The following is a 19630-nucleotide window of genomic DNA, read 5'->3' on the forward strand; positions in this document are numbered from 1 at the left end:
ACAACCGCATGAAGACCTTACTATGTCGCACGATTTTGTAGTTTCTTTCCATACGACAACTTTCTAAATAAAACAAAAAAGGAGCACCCCCGAAGGAGTGGCTCTTGTGTTGTTTAGTTTATAACGGCATCGAGTCTTGCTTGAAGGTCAGTCTTAGCTTTCCCTTCAGATAAGACATCAATAGCAACTTGTGCTTTCGTGAAGTACGTTGCACGTTTGTATTTCTCTGATAGTTGGACTGCATTATCAGCTGCTACTACCAGTTTTTGCATTTCAAGTTCTTTCTGCATGTCTATGAAGAATGTAGAAAGCTTCTCAATCATTTTGCTATGCGTTTCTTTGTATTTGTTTAAAGCTTCGATACTTTTAGAAGCTTTCGTCATATATGCCGATGTTTGACGTTCTTTAGCAACTCCAACAGCTGTATAAGCCTCTTGTAGTGCTTGCTTAATCGTTGCATTGGACACATTATCGATTTCGAGTTTCAAGTCGTAGGCAAATTGCATTGTTCCTGTCACTTCAATCGCATTTAAGCGTTTTATAAGTTCTGTTTTAGCTTCGTCATCTTTTAGTCCGTTCACAAGTGAACGAGCTTCTTCGATAACGAATAAATCACTAGCTGTTTCAGCTTTAGCAACCGAATCGCTCGCTGTTTTTAGATTAGCTGCTTCTATTTGGTCACTCGCTCCATCGGAGAGAACATTCAGTCTATCCTGAAGGGCTGTTTTCACTTCGCTAGCAGGAAGTTTGTCGACAGCCTCCTGAGCACGCGTTAGGTACGGGTCACGCTTGTAGCGTTCTGCGTAAGAAACTTGTGTCTCCGCAGCTTTTAGAAGAGCTGGGTCCACCTCTGGTACTTCTGGTGCTACAGGAGCGGCATCTTGTATCGCTTTTAGTCTTGCTTCGAGAGCTGTCTTGTCTACTCCGTCTTGCAACTTGGATACGAGATCCTTCGCACTTGTTAGGTACGGATCGCGTTTATGTTGTTCTGCTAGAACGACGTGCGTTGTAGCTTCTTCTAGACGTGCTATTTCCGCTTCCGTAGCAAGTGCGTCCTGGATGACTTTCATACGGTTAGTAAGCTCCGTTTTCTTAGGCGAATCAATTAGTTTGTTGATGCTTTCCATAGCATCCGTTATATACGGATCACGTTTAGTCAACTCAGCAGACTTCACCTTACTATCGGCTTCTAGAGTCAGCTTGAGTTGTTGAATTCGTTCCGCTAGTTCTGTTTTAAGCGGGCCGTCTGATAGATGATTAATCGCTTTTTCTGCTAACGTGATGTTGTAGTTCGTTTGCATTTTTTCTGCTTGAACTACTGCGTTTATTGCTTTTTGATTCAACTCAATGCTCGTGATACGGTCACTTAACTCCATTTTAGTTGAACTATCAGGCAATTTGTCTACCAATTCTTTTGCTATAGTGATTTGCTCTTTGGAAGACTGTTCGTTTAGCTTATCTACTAATTCTTGTGCTTCTTTTACTAGTTCCGCACCTTCGGGTGTCACGATAATAGCATCTAATCGAACCGTTAGAGCTGTTTTCTCCGAAACAGATGGCAATGCTTCTACTAATTTACGTGCAGCATCTATATCTGCTTGAATTTTAGAAGTTTCTGCTTTTTTTACCGATGACGTCGCTTTTGAAACTTGTTCAGCCAGCAACTTCGCATCATCATTGATTTTTTGAACGGTATCTAACCGCTCTATAAGTCTTGCTTTCTCCGTGCTTTCTGCTAGAGCGTTTACAAGGGAACGAGATACATCTATGTCTGCTTGCAGCTTGGATTGCTCTGCTTTTTCAACGGAAGCAGTTGCCTTGTTAAGCGTTTCGTTCGCTTCTTCTGTTTTTGCAGCATCCACTTCTTGAAGTGTTTTTGTTTTCAAATTGGATGTTGGCAACTGAGTGACTAACGTATCAATACCGGCTAGTTCACCACTAGCAAGCTTATCCCAGATGATTTCAAGCAAGTCGATAATGTCTAACACATCTTGTACATGATGTGCCACTTCTGTTCGATGGGATTCGTTTAGCAGTAGCTTAGAACTGTCTAAAATGTCATTTAACGCTTCTTTCATGGCTAAGACATCTGCTCTTGTACCTTCACCAGTAAGCAAGTAAACTTTCATGTCTTTCAGTTCATCAATCATTGCATAAAACGATTCTGTAGCTTCTTCATCAATAGCGTTTTGTACCTTGTTTAGTCGTTCTACAAGGGCTTTTTTTTCATCATTCTCAGGCAAATCGTTCACCAAGGAACGAGATGCATCTACGTCTACTTGAAGTTTCGTTCTTTCTGCTGTTTCGACAGATTCTCTTGCAATCTCTAGACTTAGTACTAGTTCAATTTCTTGTTGTACTGCATCTAAACGTTTAATTAAGGATGACTTTTCAGTTCCTTCCGATAGCTTATTAACTAGCGTTAAAGCTCTTTCTACATCTGGCTGTTTTATTGAAGTTTCTGCTACCACAACTGCATCCAGAGCTTGAGCAATCAATTCTTCTGGAGATAAAGCACCTGGATTATACGGAATTGGCTCTGGGTCAAATGCAAGATAAGGTACAGTCTCTCCTTCATTTATTATCCAAATAGGTATTCCGGATATCTCTCCAAAATCAAATCCTCTCGCTTCATAAAATGATTGCTGTTTTGCTTCTTCTTCTGTAACAGTATTGTTGAAAAAGGCATTATTTCCATTCGTTTTCATTGTGTTTAGAGCAAATGCATTTTCAAAAGCCCTGCTAGTTCCCATTACCCTACCTATTTGCTCTCTCTGAGTAGCGTCTCCTATTACTTGTTTACTTAAAGCAAAGACATTACTTGCAGAACCTTCGTAACCAACAATACCACCAACAGCACTAAATCCTTCAATAGAACCAGTTGCATAGGCATTTTTAACATTCCCATAAGTTCCAGATATGCCGCCTACCGAATTGCCACCTTTCACATCCCCTGTAGAGTATACATTCTCAATCTCCAGAGAAGGAGTTGAATAACCAATGACACCTCCGATACTTCCTGCATATCCAATTCCAACTACATTAGCATGCGAAAAAGAGTTTTTGATCCAGTTAGTTCCATAGTTATGGCTCATTCCCACCAAACCACCTGCTGAAGAACCCTCTGTGCTAACGCTACCTTTCATGGAAACATTTGTCATTTCTCCGCCATAGTAACCAACTATCCCACCTACATTATATTGCTTATTAGATACACTCCCTTCTACCGCAATGTTTTCTATTGTTGTGAATGTTCCACGTCCTAGTAGTGCACCAACATCATACCCTCCTACGATATTTACATTTTTCATTTTTAAGTTTTTCAAAGTTGCATAGCTAGAGGTACCAAAAAGGCCGACCTCACCATTTGAAGTGCTTATTTTTAAGCCGTCGATCGTGTGCTCTCCACCATCAAAAGAACCAGTAAAATGATTCATGGATGTTCCAACAGGCGTCCAATCTACCTCAGTCAAATCGATATCCTTCGTCAATTTAAAATGACTAGACAGATGATCCCTCATTTTATCCAATTGGTCAGCACTAGAAACCAAATAAGGATCGTCGATTGTACCTGTTCCACCTTCGAAGATTTTAGGAACTTCCGGTACGGCTCCTTTGATATCTACGAGTAAAGTGGGCACAAGCTTATTTACGTTTGTTCCATCACCTAATTGATTGTCTACGTTTTCTCCCCATGCATAAACGCTTCCATCTTTTGTCATAGCGAGCGAATGTTTTTGACCAGCTTCTATTTTGATCACATTCGAAAGACCATTGATTTTTGTTGGAGTGAATTTGCGAGTTGTCGTTCCATCTCCCAATTGTCCAGATGCATTATTTCCCCATGAATAAACGCTTCCATCTGAGGTGAGAGCTAAAGAATGATATTCTCCCGCCTCTATCTCTATCACGTTCTCTAGTCCATCCACTTTTATTGGTGTAGTTTTTCTTGTTTGCGTCCCATCACCAAGTTGTCCATAAGAAGCGTAACCCCATGCGTAAACACTTCCGTCTGAGGTGATCGCAAGCGAGTGAGCATCCCCTGCTTCCACAGCTACTACATTCGTGAGACCATTGATTTTCATGGGTGTAAATTTAGATGTCTGTGTCCCGTCACCAAGCTGCCCCTCTCCGTTAGCTCCCCATGTATAGACACTTCCGTCCGAGGTAACTGCAAGTGAGTGATTAGCTCCGGCCGCTGTCGCTATTACATTCGATAAACCATTTATTTTTGTAGGGTTATTTTTTGATTTCTGTGTCCCATCTCCTAGTTCACCAGCCATATTGCGTCCCCAAGCATAGACGCTTCCGTCCATGGTAATTGCATGAGAGTGGTAGCTTCCAACTTCTATCGACGCGACATTAGATAATCCGCTTAGTTTCGTTGGAAGTGACCTGTTCGTTGTCGTCCCGTCTCCAAGTTGCATGTCTCCGTTAGCTCCCCAAGCATAGACACTTCCGTCCGAAGTCAGTGCAACTGAGTGGGCAATTCCTACTTGCACCGATACTGCTTTGGACAAAATTTGTATTTTCGTTGGGCGGGGTCTGTTCACTTTTGTACCATCACCTAATCTTCCCAATGACCCATTAAAACCCCATCCATAGACGTTGCCATCAGGTGTAATAACAAGTGAATGCATACTTCCCCCGGCAATGACATTCGAAACTTGTTGCTGAGCTGCCGCCTCTGCAACCTGCACAACAGAAAATTCCGCAATCGTGCCAGTCGTTCCCAGAACCCCTGCGAAGCCTGATAATAATAAAGATGCAACTAGCGTTGAATTCAATAAAGATTTTGATAGTACATTACGTGCTTTATACTGCTTGTTTTTTACTTCGTTCATTTAATATTCCTCCTGTGTCTGATTTAGTTGAACTATCCATTGTATGCAGGTCAGGTTTCAAGATTCGAATTAGGTAGCTTATGAAGTTCTATCTCATATAAAAAAGCCACCCCCCGAAGGAGTGGCTCATATCTTGTTTACTTCATAACTGCATCGAGTCTTGCTTGAAGGTCGGTTTTTGCTTTCCCCTCAGACAACCCATCAATAGCAGATTGTGCTTTCGCAAAATACGGTGCACGTTTGTATTTCTCCGCTAGTGCAACTGCATTATCAGCTGCTACTACCAGTTTTTGCATTTCGAGTTCTTTCTGCATGTCTGTGAAGAATGTAGAGAGCTTCTCGATCATTTTGCTGTGTGTTTCTGAATAAACACCAAGTGCTTGAATGCTTGCAGTTGCTTTTGTCATATACGTAGAGCTTTGTCGTTCTTTTGCAAGAACAACCGCTTCGTAAGCAGCTTGGAACTTCTGCTTCATGTTCACATCTTCAATAGAATCAATTTCGACTTTTAAGTCATAAGCGAACTGCATTGACTCCGTTACTTCAATTGCATCTAAACGCTCAAGAAGGGATGTTTTTGATTCGCTATCCTTTAGTCCATTGACTAGGGAAAGTGCATTCTTTATAACAGTCAAGTCGCTAGCCGTTTCTGCTTTTGAAACAGAGTCAGTAGCAGTTTTAAGTTTCTCCGCATTGACTTCTTCACCGGCCGCGTTTAAAAGGACATTTAATCTAGCTTGGAAAGCCGTTTTCGCTTCACCATCAGTCAATTTATTAATTGCTTCTTGTGCACGTGTCAGGTAAGGGTCACGTTTGTAACGTTCTGCAAATGCTACTTGAGTCTCTGCATCTTTCAGAAGTGCATCGTTTGCTGGTGCACTTAATTTATCTTTCACTACTTGTAAACGTGCTGCAAATGCAGTTTTCACTTCTCCATCTTTCAGGTTAGCCATAGATGTTTCTGCTTTTTTCACGGTTGCAAGTGTACTATTTTTCTCTGCATTCGCCACATCTTGCTCTACTACTAGTAGCAATGCTTCATACGCTTTGTCTGCATCTGCTTTCATGGCATCTTCTACAACTTTAATTCTTACTTCTAAAGCTGTTTTTTCTGAACTCACTGGAAGTTTAGATACTAATTCTTTAGATTTTGCGAGATATGGTTCACGTTTGTGCTGTTCTAAGAGCTCCACTTGAGCAGTAGCTTCTTTAAATGGAGCAGCTTGCTCTCCACCTGCAAGCTTATCTTTAATTGCTTGGATTCTCGCTTCTAGCTGTGTCTTTTTCGGTCCTTCTTTTAGTTTTGCAACACTATCAATTGCATTTTGTAGATACGGATCACGACTTGATCTTTCGGCAGCTTGTACCTTACTCTCTGCGTCCATTGACACTTTCAGTTCTTGGATACGTTCTAACAACGCTGTCTTCTGTGGGCCATCTTTTAGCTTCGCAACTGATTTCTCTGCTATCGAGATGTTGTAGCTAGTTGGGAATTGTTCCGCTCGCTCGACATCTTTCGTCGCTTTTTGCGTGCGGTCGATTTCTTCAATCTTCTCGACCAACTCTTCTTTGTCAGGACCATCAGGAAGCTTATCGATTTTATCTTTTACGACATCGATTTCTTCTTGTGTTGGATTATCTCCAATTTCATCAATCGCTTCTTTTGCATCTTCAATTGCTTTTGCGTCATTAATTGCCTTCTGCACAGCATCTAAACGGTCTGTCAAATCAGTTTTGATTGAACCTGTAGGCAGGGGATTAACAAGTAATCGACCAGCATCTACATCCGTTTGGGTAACGCTAGCTTCTGCTTTCTCTACAGCTTTTGTTGCAGCAGCATATAAATCTGCTAACTCTTTTGCTTTTTCTACGTCTTCTTTCGTTTCATCCTTCAGTACAGAATCAGGCAATTGATTCACTTTGTCATCGATACCCGTAACATCTCCACTGTCTATTTTCTCCCAAATCTCTTCCAATAGAGCAATAAGAGCACGAATTTCTTTCACACGATTATCAATATCTGTACGATGAGCTTCTTTCGAAAGCTTCTTTCCGCTAACAGAGATAGTTGTTAAATCATCTTTCATCGCAAGGATGTCGTCTTTTGTTGCTTCACCGGTCAGAATATAAGCTTTCATCTCTTCCAGTTCAGCTACTAATCCATTGTAAATAGCTAGTTCTCCGTCTTCATCTACCAACGGATCTGTTCCATTTTCAATTTCCTCTAAATCTGAATCTCCATCACCATCTGTATCTGGATTCATAGGGTCTGTGCCATATTTTTCTTCATCTTCATTAGACAATCCGTCACCATCGCTGTCTTCATTAGGATCGTACTCACTTTCTCCCGTTTCTCCAGCTTTTACAGGAACTACTTCTAAGAAGCCTTTCGTTCCATCAAATGGGAAAGCATATGTGTAGAACGGACTACCATCATGTGGCACTTCTTTTAGCGATACGCCGTTACGGTACACGATATATTTCCCTGCTCCTGAAACAGATGACCACTCGATTTTTATTTCTCCGTCGACAATACTGATTTTAATAACCGGTGTTTCTAATTCCCCTGGCTCTTCTGGTTTCGTATCACCAGGTTTTGTCGGGTCCGTTCCGTTCTCGATTTCTTCTTTATCGGGAATACCATCGCCATCACTGTCTGGGTTTTTTGGATCTGTCCCATTTTCGATTTCTTCTTTATCAGGAATGCCATCACCGTCACTGTCTGGGTTTTTTGGGTCTGTCCCGTTTTCGATTTCCTCTTTGTCAGGAATTCCATCACCGTCACTGTCTGGGTTTTTTGGGTCAGTTCCATTCTCGATTTCTTCTTTGTCCGGAATCCCATCATTATCGCTGTCTGGGTTATTTGGATCTGTTCCGTTTTCGATTTCTTCTTTATCTGGAATACCGTCATTGTCGCTGTCTTTCTCAGGATCTTCTGGTGTGACCGGCTCTGCTTCCACATCTGGAATCACCGGTTCCCCTTTAGATTTGTCAGCAAATACAGGGACGACTTCATATCGATAGCTCGTGCCAGCAATTACTTTACTGTCGACAAAACGTACAGCCGGTGCGTCTACAGAACCAATTTTTGCTCCGTTACGCATAATGTCGTAACTAACTGCATCTTTGATTTCAAACCAGTTCAATGCAAACTGTTGTGGCGTCAGATCTACTTGAGCATAGTAAGCACCATTTGTTACAAGCCCAGATATATCCGTTACTCGTACATTGATTGCTGTGTTGTCATTAATGTTAATCGAGTCTGCAAGGTAAGGGATCCACTCGCCGCTGTTCAACTTAACTTCCACTGTTTTAACCCCAGAACCAACGTCTGATGATGTAATAGCAAGTTTGCCGTTCACAATCTCTACCTTAGAAATTGTAGGCTTGTTTTTATCGATGTTTGATACTGTGAATGTCGAAACTTCACTTTCGTTCCCTTCATCATCGTAATAGACAGCTTGAACCAAACCATTTTCTGCTACTTGTACAGGTCCTTCATAGATCTGCCAAGGGGCATTGCCTAGTTTCACTTCTGCATGTACAGATTCTGCTGGAAAATCAACCGTTAAGGTGATTGGTGCAGATGACCATTCAGTTGTACTTAGAGCAAAAGTTGGTGCTTTTGGTGGTGCGACATATTCCTTACCAAGAGATACAAATGTGTATCCATTTCTTAAGGCATATTCTTTGGTAAGCGTTGGATTGTCATACCCTTTCAATGTTAAATCTGAATCAACTGCCTGGTTGTTCATAAATGCCTTGAAGCCGTTAATAGAATTTAAAGATGAAGGTAATGTAACAGTTGTTAACTTATTATCTTGGAAAGCCTCTTCCATGTTAGTTACGCCTTCTGGTATAACGACTGAAGTCAACTGATTTCCTTTAAAAGCATTACTAGATAGTCTTTTCAATGTGGAAGGCAATGTTACTGAGGTTAAATTATTGTATTGAAATGCATCGCTTGCAATAGTAGTTACACCTTCAGGAATTACGACCGAATTTAAGTTTTTATACTCAAAGGCCGCGGAGTTAATAGATATAACCTTATTCCCATTTATTTCACTAGGGATAATTATGTCTAAATTAGTTCCAACGTAAGACACTATCATCACTTCGCCATTACTCTCTGCATACTGAAAGTCTTCATAATAACCAGACGAAGCTGCTTCTGCTTGTTCGGAACCAAACAAGTCGTGCAATATCCCTTCTTTTGATGCATCCCCCATTACGGCAGTTCCTGATAAAAGCAAACTTGTTGCTAAAGCCACTTTAGTAGCTCTTTGACTCAGTACATTTCGTGCTTTGTATTGCTTGTTTTTCTCTTCTTTCATTCTTTTTTCCTCCAATATGATTTCAGTTTATTAAGCTGTCTATTATATGCGTGCTAACTTTGTTTATTCGAAGAACCATAGGAGCGAACCTTCGACTGTATTCGAATCTTATTTCCTAATAACTTTTTTATTAATTGAATATGATGTCATATCAAAGAGGAGGAGATTTACGATGAAAAGAATGAAAAAGAGTCCAATAAAAACAGCAAAGGCCTATACTAAACAGCGAATAGACGTTATTAAGCCCTTAGCAGAAAATGATGCCGCTGCGATGTTCCTATCTCTGCACGAAATGAACCTTGATAACATGATGATGACTATCATGTTGGACCAGATTCAAGTAGATCCCAAGGAAACAGCAAAAAAACTAGTACCCTATTTCATGAAGAACCTGAAAAAAGGTACTAGATTTGGATATTTGCATGATATGGAGATAGAAGGGATCTTACTCCCTGAAGATTATAAGGTTGTATTTTTACAATTATTAGAAATGGCAACGGAAGAAACTTTGAAACGCAAGGGTGTTCATTTATTTGCCTATCCAAAAGAAGAGACACATGCAACTCTATTTGAACAGGCTGGTTTTACCGTATTATTGGAAGCCAATTCAGAGGTTCCAGCTCTGTATGTAAAGAAACTGTAATTTTCTAAAAAGAAAGATCCGCAATTATGAAGTGACCCCTAAAAGTTAGACACAGTTATTTCATTAAGCAATTTGGTAAAAATGGGTTCGGTATTGCACCGGACTCATTTTTAATTTTGCCTTCATCCGTTTCGTGTTGTAATAAATAATATACTTTTCTAATTCGATTTTAAAATGCTCCACACTTTCAAAATCCTTTAAGTAGAGGAATTCCGATTTCATAATGCCAAAGAAATTCTCCATCACAGAGTTGTCGTAACAGTTTCCTTTACGGGACATACTTTGTACAATACCCCTACATTCTAACGCGTGACGATATTGCTTCATTTGATAATGCCAACCTTGGTCTGAATGTATCAGTAGTTGGTGGTCATCAGATAAGTGTTCTAAAGCTTTCTCTAACATTTCTGAAACAAGCGAATACGTTGGTCTAGTGTCTATTGTATACGTAATAATTTCTCCGTTAAATAAATCTAAAACAGGAGATAAGTAAAGCTTTTCACCAAGTAACTTAAACTCCGTAATATCGGTTACCCATTTCTGATTGGGGGCATTTGCAATAAAATTACGATCTAAAATATTTGGTGCGATCTTACCAACAGTACCTTTATAAGATCTATATTTTTTCATACGTACAACACACTTTAAACCTAACTCTTTCATAATGCGTTGAACCTTCTTGTGATTTACTTTTTGCCCACGGTTCGCTAACTCATCGCGAATACGACGGTAACCGTAACGACCTTCATGCTCTTCATAAATCACTTTAATCTCAGCTTTTAACTCTGCATCTGAATCTGGACGATTCATTCGCTTCACTAAATCATAATAGGTACTTCGTGGAATACCAGCGAGCTCAACGAGCTCCTTCACCAGATATTTATGCCTTAATTCAAAGACTATTTGTGTTTTGTCTTGTTTGGTGATTTTTCCTTGCTTTGAACTAAGGCATTCAACTTTTTTAAATACTCGTTTTCCATTTCAAGTTGCTTAATACGTGCTTCAAGAGCTTCGAATGATCCTTCAACTTGAATTCGTTTTGACTGTTTATTTGACTCTTTTTTCATGGTTGGACGCCCCTTTTTCATTGATTTCAGAGCGTCAATACCAGTTGAGTTATACAATTTAACCCATTTATGTACCGTTGATGGAGACGGGATGTTAAAAATCGCAGCTGCTTCATTAGGAGTTACTCCAAAATCATTTATATAGTTTAGTACGTCCATTTTAAAGTTCAAATCATAATTTGTATAGGTAGAATTAAAAGCATCTACTCCATTTACTTTATACTGGACTACCCAAACCTTTAATGGGCTTATGCTAATATGAAACTGATCAGCTATTGTTTTAAAGGAAGCTGTTCCTTTTAGATACGTTAAAACTGCCTGTAATTTTAATTCAGAACTATATTTTGTCATAGAAAAACTGCACCTCCAATTGTTAGATTGTGTCTAACAATTGGGGTGCAGTTCATTACCGCGGGTCTTTTTGCTGTATCAACCAGAAAACGCAAAAAAACACCCTATAATATTAACGGGTGCTTTTGTAGAAGACTGAAGAAAAGAGCTAGTGAATCGAATCACTAAGCTTTATTTATGCCAATGTTACAGCTACGGTAATTGCCCCATTTGTAATAGCAATAAATGTGGCAGGAACACTCTTCATATTGCGATAGGCTTGTACAGTAATAACCGCTAAGGACCCAACGATTGCTGTTGTGAGCATATGAAACCCTCCTTTGTTAACACTTCCGTGGCCAGCGATTTCATTCATCGCGAGGGAGAAGGTTAAGTTGATTTGGGCTATTGTATTCAATTTGCTGGGTATTTATAAATTAAATACTGCTTAACATTGCCGAACCAGTTTTGGAGTGTCAAAATTTCATTTTGAGTCATCGTTACTTCTTTTTTTAAAAAAGCATTGTTCGCTTCTAAACAAAAGAAGAGCCTTGCACAATGCAAGACTCTTACCAATAGGCATTCAAAGCTATTAATTTCTGTTTCGACCATTCTTCATATTGCTTCCTGGCGTCTAAAAATTGATTGCAGTCGAATACAGACATAATGGAACCGCATGCTATCGCTTCATCAAGAGAAGCAGAATTTGTCAGATTCTCTCTATTTCTTGTAGTTACGAGTATTTGATATTCTTCAACGCTGTATGCATTTCCGTTTTCTTTTTTATTTAAACGTACCGTAATAAACCCTGATTCATCTACGACCAACTCTGAAAAACTAGACAATATCGGATCCTTCGCCCATTCTTTTGCTGGAGAAAAAAGCTGAGTATACTTCCCATTTCTTACAAGAAGAACGATAATATTTGCCTGTTCTTGAAAAGAAGCCACTTTGACCATGGTTGTCATCTGAAAGGTATCCAACCACAAAATTCCTGAATCTTTTCGTCTCCCAATAGTAATCACCAATAGGCCCCCATTCGTTCCTGATATTTATTCAATTCAAATCCCCCACCATCAAAAATTCGGAAGGGATAAAAACCTTCTATACCTTCTACTGCATCCTGAATCCTTGCAAAATCTTTCCTTTTTAAATTATTCATCTCTCCAAATGCGAGTATGAATTCCGATTTGTTCACGTTGTTTGATCCAACAATGGTCATTAATGTCCCATCTGCTGTTACAAACATATCGCCAGATGTCATGATTTGTTTTATATAGGTTAAAGAGTTTTCACTTACGTCCGTTACTATAACGTTCCTGCCTCCTTCCCTTTCCATCATTAACAGACGGAAGTCAGAATGAGTAGTCCAGGCATGCATAATCACTTCGCCTAACGAATTTTGAAACCGTATTACCTCTTTGCGATTTGCATGAAGTTTGAATAAGTCCTCCCCACCATACAAACAAATTCGTTGGTCTGTCATGTTGATTTTATATTCTTCCATGTATTCCCCCTCTTACATATCTCACCAGAAACATCCAATCGATTTCTCCCATCTTAAGAACAAATGTTGAGAAAATGTTGTATCTTGGTTCTCAATTGTAATAGATTTCCCTCTCTCACTTATGTGAAGAATCTTTTCATTGTTAGATAGGAATTTCACTGCTTTGTCCCAGGTATTGAAATCCACCTTTTTCACCAACACAAAGGTAGTCACACCGTTATATTCACCGACTGCAGCTAATTCTCCTAATTCACTAACCCACCACTCAAAATTATTTCTAAAAAAATTAGAAAGGACTTGAAATGTAGCATCCGGTCGCATGGAAATTGCATATCGTGAAATTTCTCCTCGAATATTAGAGATTAACATTCCAATAACTTGCTTATCAGAACCAATTAATGTTCTTTCCAGGTGTTCGTGAAAATTTCTTACTGCTTCACTGTCCATTTCTTTTGACAGTGTACAAGAATAATAAACCTTACCAGATAATTCAATTTGATTCCGATTCATTGGAACACCCCATCCATTTAAATAGTAGAAGCAAGCGGGGACTTACCAATATACCCCAACCGCTTCTATCACCTCGTTTTCTGTTATTGTTGGAACTTGAAAAAAATCTTCGGCATCATTTGCATTTAGCATATGTTCATCCATCTTTTCGTGAATATGCTCAAATAACTCGGAACCTTCTCCAAATTCTTTCACCATTCCTCGGTACAAATTATGACTGAATAAATAAATTTTCATCCGATGCGTTCCATCATGATGATGACCCAAAACTGTTACTTCCCCGTTGCTGTCTACTTCTAATTCTACGGTATCGCAATTACCCATCGCTTCTAAGGGCGAATTATTCAAATCGATAAGCTTCCCACCGATTGGACTTCCATTCCATAAACCCAATTTGCCTGCTAAAACCATTTGTGCTACTGGCTTGTTAAATTTTTTCTTATATGCTTCTTTACACTTCTCCAAAAAGCTAGTGAAGTACTCTTTTTCATCACTCCATCCAGACTCAGAATAAATAATTGTATCGGAATTGACATTTTCGAGTTCTTCCAGACTGCTATAGTCTCCTAAAACCCAACATTCTTCTACATTGTCGTACCCCTCATAACAATTATCCGAACTTAACACGATAGCCGATTTCAACATAACATCGTCCTCCTTTTTAAATAGGCCAGTTTGACCTTCCATGTTTTTCGTATCATTGTATGTTATGCGAGAGGGTTAAAAATAGTCGCGACTATGTGTGAGAACTATTCGTTTTTCTGTTAATCTATTCAACTGGCTTCACTATAAAACAACAAGTTTTGCTGGATGATGATTGACAAATATATATTTTGGGTATATTATGTAAAATATATTTTACAAAATGAAAGAGGTGTTTAATATGGTTAGTTCGTTTTCTTCTGAACATCTTGTTACAGGCATTCAAACTGTAGGAAATGCAAATATAATTAGCAAGGAGCAGCTTGGTCCTTTTAAGCCTATTTCTCCCGACGAAATTTTCACGACGAATCATCAAGAAGTCCGTGTTCGCATGATTGTGGACAATGGCAAAGAGGTCATGTTTGTTTCCGAACCTTATGATTTATTATTACCATCCGCAGAAATACATAGTAAGCACATATGTGAAAATGGACGAGATCTAGATTTGAATGGTGCGGTTAAACATGCAGCCGATAGTTTGCTAAATATCACTTCTGCGGAAATAAAACAGATTGAATACCTTGATTTTCAGATAAGTTCTTCCAGTTTGGTTGAATTTGTCGTTCGTGTGAATGTAGACAACGTGTTGAGAGATTCTTCTTATTTCTACTGGATACCGCACAAAAAAGCAGACGAACATATTGCTCGTCTACTCCAATAGATACCTATAGGGTTGCCATCCACAAGACAAAGATAATTGCCATATGAACGGGATAAAACCAAAAGAAGAAACTCTTTGGCATTTGTGGCATAGGGGCTTTAATCGGAAGTACTAACAATACGAGACCCATAATTGCACCTATTTGCACATACCAACCAGTTTCCCATGCGTAAATCAATGTCAGTGCGGAACCAATGACCCAAGCTAATCCCTTATGTTTCCTCAAATAATACCAAGACAGACCTAAGATTACACCATACCACCCATAATCGACATCAAACATATAAAGGAGAAGTACGGCTAAACCAATCATCCGAATATCTCGAATGACCATTAACACGAGAATCATTGCAAAAAGTACATTCAACTGATATGTGTTAAAAAGAAGTGTGTACGGAACTTGTGAGAGGAGTGCGAATAGCCAAATACGGACTGCGTGTGACTTAGGATTCCTTGTTCTGACTGCTCCTTCGACAAATAAGATCATAAACAAAGGAAATGCAATCCTCCCAATCACTCTCATCCATGTTTCTTCCGGAAAAAAGAATATGCCCACATGGTCAATAACCATTGTAATCATTGCTATCCATTTCAAGATCTCAACTCGGCTATCGAATGTTTGTCGTTTACTTCCGAACACCATATTCCCTGTCTCTTTTATTAAGCTCTCGCTCATCTTGCCCACTCCTTATAATTCAACTCCTGCTGTATAGCCGCCTCTTCTTTTTCTATTTGTACTCGTTCCATCCATCCCATGAAGGATCCAAACAGCAATAAAAGACATGCTATTCCAACGAATAAGTAACCGATAAATTCATATTGCCATTTGTCTGATTTCTTAAAGACTAAATACACACCTAATATAAAAGTAATGATTGAAACAAAAATATACATTCAGAATCCGCCTTCCTGTTTTTCTATGGTATGCATATCGGAAAGAAGACAAAACAAAAGACAGGCCGAAGCCTGTCTTATGCATGTCTTAATCTTATTCTTTCGCCGTAGATGTCGAACAGACCCTTTTGCATACCTGCATCAAGTGATGCTGGCAAACGATAAGTTTGTCCTCCCATGACAACGAATGTGTCAATGTCTCCCGGATTTGCTTTTACATACTCTAAAAAATTTCTAGCTTGACCCTTATCTTCTGTGACAAGTTCCACACCGACCGATTTAGTTCCACGGTCCATCTCAGAAATGTCTACCATCGAACGAATTGTAAGAGAAGCTCCGAAATCGTCTACTTTCACGACTCCCTGAACCATCAATACACGACCCTCTACGAACATATCAGCATTTTGCTTGATTGTTTCCTCGAAAGCCACACAGCTAAATTCTCCTGAACGGTCTTCAATAAGGATTTTCTTGATCGGTTTCCCTGACTTTTTCGCATAAAATGTTTCTACTGATTCTACAACACCAGCAATTTTCACCACTTGTCCTTCGTAATCAGATGTCCCTCCAGTCGCATAACCATCTTCATCCTCTGATTCATCAAACAGGAATCCTATATCATATACCCCTTCTTTATTAAGTACGTCGATATAATCGTCAAGCGGATGAGCAGTGATATAGAATCCCGCTACTTCTTTCTCTAGAGTGATCATGATATTTTTCATCATTTCTGGTAAATTTGGAACCGGGATGATATGACGCATTTGCTTTACCTCATCTTGATTCATTAAGTCAAACATACTCATTTGTTCTTTGTTTAAGCTTATTTTTTTCATCTTATCTGCATGTTTGAACATCGCTTCCAGTATATCTATCTTCGCTCGGCGAGTTCCTTCCATTGAATCCAGAGCACCAGCTTGGATAAGGCTCTTCATTGTTGACTTGCCCATCTTTTGGTTCACGACCATACGTTCAATCACATCCTGCATATCACAGAATTCACCACGCTCTTTGCGTTCTTCCAATATTTGTCCAGCTGACTGACCAAGACCTTTTAAACCCATTAGTCCGAATCTAATTTTCTTATCTTCTACTGTAAATATTGCTTCAGAACGGTTAATATCTGGTGGCAATATTTCAATATTCATGCGTGAAATGATCGACAGGTACAATTTTAATTTGTTGTACTTTCCAAGGAAACTGTTTAGCGTTGCGGCCATAAATTCCTCTGGATGATATGTTTTGAACCAAGCAGTTGCATTCGATAGCATTGAGTAAACTGCCGCATGCGATTTATTGAAGGCATACGAACCGAACTTCACCATCTTGCTCCAAATTTTTTCTGCAATTTCTGTAGAAATATTATTCGCGATACAACCAGCCACGAATTTCTTTCCAAGAGGTTCAATCATTTCTTTTTTCTTTTTAGCAAACGCCTTACGCACATTGTCTGCCTCACCTTTTGTGAACCCTGCTAAAGAGCGAACAATTTGCATTGTTTGTTCCTGGAACACGATAACGCCGTATGTTCCTTTCAATGGCCCTTCTAGTAGAGGATGATCATAACGTACTTTTAATGGGTTACGCATACTATCCAAGTATTCTGGAATGTAATCCATTGGGCCGGGTCTATAGAGGGAAACTCCTGCAACCAGACGTTCAAACAACTCAATGTCATTCTCTTTAAAATCAGATGCGTCTGCAAACAGTTCCTTCATAAATGCACGCATACCTGGTGATTCCAACTGGAACACACCATACGCATCTCCTTGCGAGATATTTTGGTACACTTTTGGATCCCCTAGAGGAATATCCAAGTAATGCATCGGTGGAAGTCCTTCTAATGCACGTTTTTCATTGACTAATTCTGTTGCACTTGCAATTACCGTCATCGTACGAAGTCCCAAGAAATCCATTTTCAGCAAGCCGATTTCTTCTACTTCACCCATTGTATATTGGCAAGTAGCTTCCTTCATTTTAATTTTCTTGTTCATCATTAAACTCGTTGGAGCATAATCAGAAACCTCTCCAGGAGCAATAATTAATCCACATGCATGAACCGATGGGTTACGCGGTAAGCCTTCGATACGCTGTGCTGTTTCCACCACATTTTTCAAAGCAGGATTTCCATTTACGACATCTCTAAATTCAGGAGACTCCTCTAATGCTTCTTTCAACGTGATATCCGGTCTAACTGGAATCAATTTAACTGCCTTGTTTACAACATCTAACGGGAATTCTAGTACTCTAGCTACATCCTTCACGGAAGAACGAGCTGCCAGAGTTTGGAAAGTGATAATTTTCGATACTGCATGTTCCCCGTACTTATTACGAACATAAGCAAGTACCTCTTCACGACGGCCATCTGGAAAATCGATGTCTATATCCGGCATAGAAATACGGTCTGGGTTCAAGAAACGCTCGAAAAGTAATCCGTATGGTATCGGGTCAAGATCCGTTATGTGTAAACAGTAAGCCACAAGGCTACCTGCAGCACTTCCTCGTCCTGGACCAACCAATATCCCTTTGTTTTTAGCCCACACGATGAAGTCATTCACGATTAGAAAATACCCTGGGAAGCCCATCCCTTCTAAAACATCTAACTCGTAAGCAAGACGCTCTGTATAAACAGGGTTAGTTTCTTCTGGTTTTCCATCAAATCGCTCTTTATATCCTACTTTTGTCAGATGACGAAGGTACTCGATTTCCGACTTAAAAGGTGCTGGGAATTCAAAAGCAGGTAAAAAGTTCTTACCAGTTTGTATCTTGAAATCTGCACATTTTTCCATGATCTCAAATGTATTGTCGAGTGCTTCTGGAATATCCGAGAATAACTCTTCAATCTCATCTGCTGTATGAATGTGGTATCCTCCACCTGGAAACTTAATACGGCTTTCATCACTCATTAGTTTTTTTGTTCCTATACACATTAATACTTCTTGTGAAGGACGATCTTCAGCATTTTCGTAATGAGCATCCGTAGAAGCTACTAGTTTTAAATCAAATTCTTTGGCGATCTGTTGCAGTTGAGGATTAACAATTAATTCTTCTTCTGCTCCATGTCGCTGAATTTCGACATAATAATCTTCTTTTCCAAATATTTTCACCATTTGTTTTACCACATAGCGAGCTTCTTCAAATTTTCGGTCAGCTAGAAGCTTGTTCACTTCTGAACCAAGGCATGTAGTTGTAGACATAACGCCTTCCGAGTATTCTGAAAGCATTTCATAGGAAACATGCGGATACTTGTGGAAGTTTTCAAATGCTAGACTCGTCAGCTTCGTTAAGTTTTTATATCCTGTTTCGTTTTTAGCTAATAATAACAAGTGATTTCCTTGTTTTGACCCTTGGATATTTTCCGCGTATGCTTCAAATCCAATAATCGGTAGTTTTCCCGCTTTTCGCATCGCATTGTAGTATGCTAATGATCCGTACATACCTCTATGGTCTGTTAAAGCTCCTGCGTATTCCGTCTTACGAACTAGAGCATCAATACTGTTAGAACCGTCTAGAAAAGAGTATCCTGAGTGTCTGTGTGGATCCACAAAACGCAACACTAAAACCACTGCAAACTCCTCTACATTCTTCAACACGACTGCTTTTAATTTTTTCCGACGTCCAAAAGCTCCAATAGCTGGTGCAGCACTTGTAATCGCTAACGTTTCTTCCTTTAGTGAAAACGTTAATAGTTCTCCGCTTAACGTTACGTCTACAAATGACCCTTTTGGTAAGTTCAAATTAGAAACCGTTACTACATGTTGTTCTTCCATATCTGCAGTTTCTAGAATCATGACCTCTGATTCTTTTCCAGTATTAGAAAGTACAACCCCTAACATCACTTCTCGAACACTAAAAGCATTTTCATACCCTTTGGATTCACATACCAAGAAAACTTCTCCTGACGTACGATCCGTAATTGTTAAGGTATCTGCATTTTTATTGAACGTTGCGATGACAAATGTTTTTGGTTCTAGAGCAACTGGTAAAGTTACTACGTGTTTTGCTTTTTCTTTACACATTTTTAACATCCTCCTTTTTAATAGTTCGGACTATCATATGCCGAACACCCCAATAGAATGAAGTTCCCTTCTGAACAATAAGCTCTCATTGGCTCTACTTTGTTTTCCATCTGAAGTAT

The 19630-nt window shown here is 39.4% G+C and carries 13 protein-coding genes; 2 read left to right on the forward strand and 11 right to left on the reverse strand.

The features are described 5' to 3' along the window. Nucleotides 1-113: 113 nt before the first annotated feature. Nucleotides 114-4844, reverse strand: a complete 4731-nt coding sequence (locus MHI40_RS20805; RefSeq protein ID WP_340765136.1) for an RCC1 domain-containing protein — start codon at nucleotides 4842-4844, stop codon at nucleotides 114-116. A gap of 137 nt (nucleotides 4845-4981) precedes the next feature. Then, the gene (locus MHI40_RS20810; RefSeq protein ID WP_340765137.1) at nucleotides 4982-9178 is read right to left on the reverse strand and encodes a leucine-rich repeat protein; all 4197 of its coding nucleotides are present in this window, start codon (nucleotides 9176-9178) and stop codon (nucleotides 4982-4984) included. Between the two features lie 172 nt (nucleotides 9179-9350). Between MHI40_RS20810 and MHI40_RS20815 the strand changes: the two genes are divergently transcribed. Continuing rightward, entirely contained in the window at nucleotides 9351-9821 is a 471-nt protein-coding gene (locus MHI40_RS20815; protein WP_340765139.1) for a hypothetical protein, read from the forward strand. A gap of 63 nt (nucleotides 9822-9884) precedes the next feature. Here the strand turns inward: MHI40_RS20815 and MHI40_RS20820 are convergent. The 6 genes from MHI40_RS20820 to MHI40_RS20845 all read right to left on the reverse strand — a co-directional run bounded on the left by MHI40_RS20820 (nucleotide 9885) and on the right by MHI40_RS20845 (nucleotide 13880). Beyond that, a protein-coding gene (locus MHI40_RS20820; RefSeq protein WP_340761762.1) for an IS3 family transposase occupies nucleotides 9885-11239 on the reverse strand; the annotation gives its coding sequence in 2 pieces (ribosomal slippage) (nucleotides 9885-10786 and nucleotides 10786-11239; 1356 coding nt in all). A 175-nt stretch (nucleotides 11240-11414) separates the two neighbouring features. Continuing rightward, nucleotides 11415-11546, reverse strand: a complete 132-nt coding sequence (locus MHI40_RS20825) for a hypothetical protein (RefSeq protein WP_340765141.1) — start codon at nucleotides 11544-11546, stop codon at nucleotides 11415-11417. Between the two features lie 241 nt (nucleotides 11547-11787). Then, on the reverse strand, nucleotides 11788-12243 hold the full coding sequence (locus MHI40_RS20830; RefSeq protein ID WP_340765143.1) for a hypothetical protein: 456 nt from the start codon (nucleotides 12241-12243) through the stop codon (nucleotides 11788-11790). Then, nucleotides 12240-12725 carry a hypothetical protein gene (locus MHI40_RS20835; protein ID WP_340765144.1) on the reverse strand — a complete coding sequence of 162 codons (486 nt, stop codon included), beginning with the start codon at nucleotides 12723-12725 and terminating at the stop codon, nucleotides 12240-12242. Before MHI40_RS20835 ends, MHI40_RS20830 begins: the two co-directional genes overlap by 4 nt. A gap of 21 nt (nucleotides 12726-12746) precedes the next feature. Continuing rightward, nucleotides 12747-13235 (reverse strand): hypothetical protein, encoded by a 489-nt coding sequence (locus MHI40_RS20840; protein ID WP_340765146.1) that lies wholly within the window; start codon nucleotides 13233-13235, stop codon nucleotides 12747-12749. A gap of 42 nt (nucleotides 13236-13277) precedes the next feature. Further along, nucleotides 13278-13880, reverse strand: a complete 603-nt coding sequence (locus MHI40_RS20845) for a hypothetical protein (RefSeq protein ID WP_340765148.1) — start codon at nucleotides 13878-13880, stop codon at nucleotides 13278-13280. Nucleotides 13881-14118: 238 nt separating this feature from the next. Between MHI40_RS20845 and MHI40_RS20850 the strand changes: the two genes are divergently transcribed. Continuing rightward, a complete protein-coding gene (locus tag MHI40_RS20850) occupies nucleotides 14119-14598 on the forward strand; it encodes a hypothetical protein (protein ID WP_340765150.1) in 480 nt (159 codons plus the stop codon). Nucleotides 14599-14602: 4 nt separating this feature from the next. Here MHI40_RS20850 and MHI40_RS20855 read toward each other — a convergent pair whose 3' ends face one another. The 3 genes from MHI40_RS20855 to dnaE all read right to left on the reverse strand — a co-directional run bounded on the left by MHI40_RS20855 (nucleotide 14603) and on the right by dnaE (nucleotide 19511). After that, nucleotides 14603-15274: a TraX family protein gene (locus tag MHI40_RS20855; protein ID WP_340765152.1), complete on the reverse strand. Its 672-nt coding sequence runs from the start codon at nucleotides 15272-15274 to the stop codon at nucleotides 14603-14605. Next, nucleotides 15271-15492, reverse strand: a complete 222-nt coding sequence (locus MHI40_RS20860; protein WP_340765153.1) for a hypothetical protein — start codon at nucleotides 15490-15492, stop codon at nucleotides 15271-15273. The genes MHI40_RS20855 and MHI40_RS20860 overlap by 4 nt, the downstream gene beginning before the upstream one ends. Before the next feature lie 77 nt (nucleotides 15493-15569). Continuing rightward, complete coding sequence (gene dnaE / locus MHI40_RS20865) at nucleotides 15570-19511, reverse strand: DNA polymerase III subunit alpha (RefSeq protein WP_340765155.1); 3942 nt, start codon at nucleotides 19509-19511, stop codon at nucleotides 15570-15572. Nucleotides 19512-19630 lie beyond the last annotated feature (119 nt).

The sequence above is a fragment of the Psychrobacillus sp. FSL H8-0510 genome (genome assembly GCF_038008345.1).
GTDB classification, from domain to species: Bacteria; Bacillota; Bacilli; order Bacillales_A; family Planococcaceae; genus Psychrobacillus; species Psychrobacillus psychrotolerans.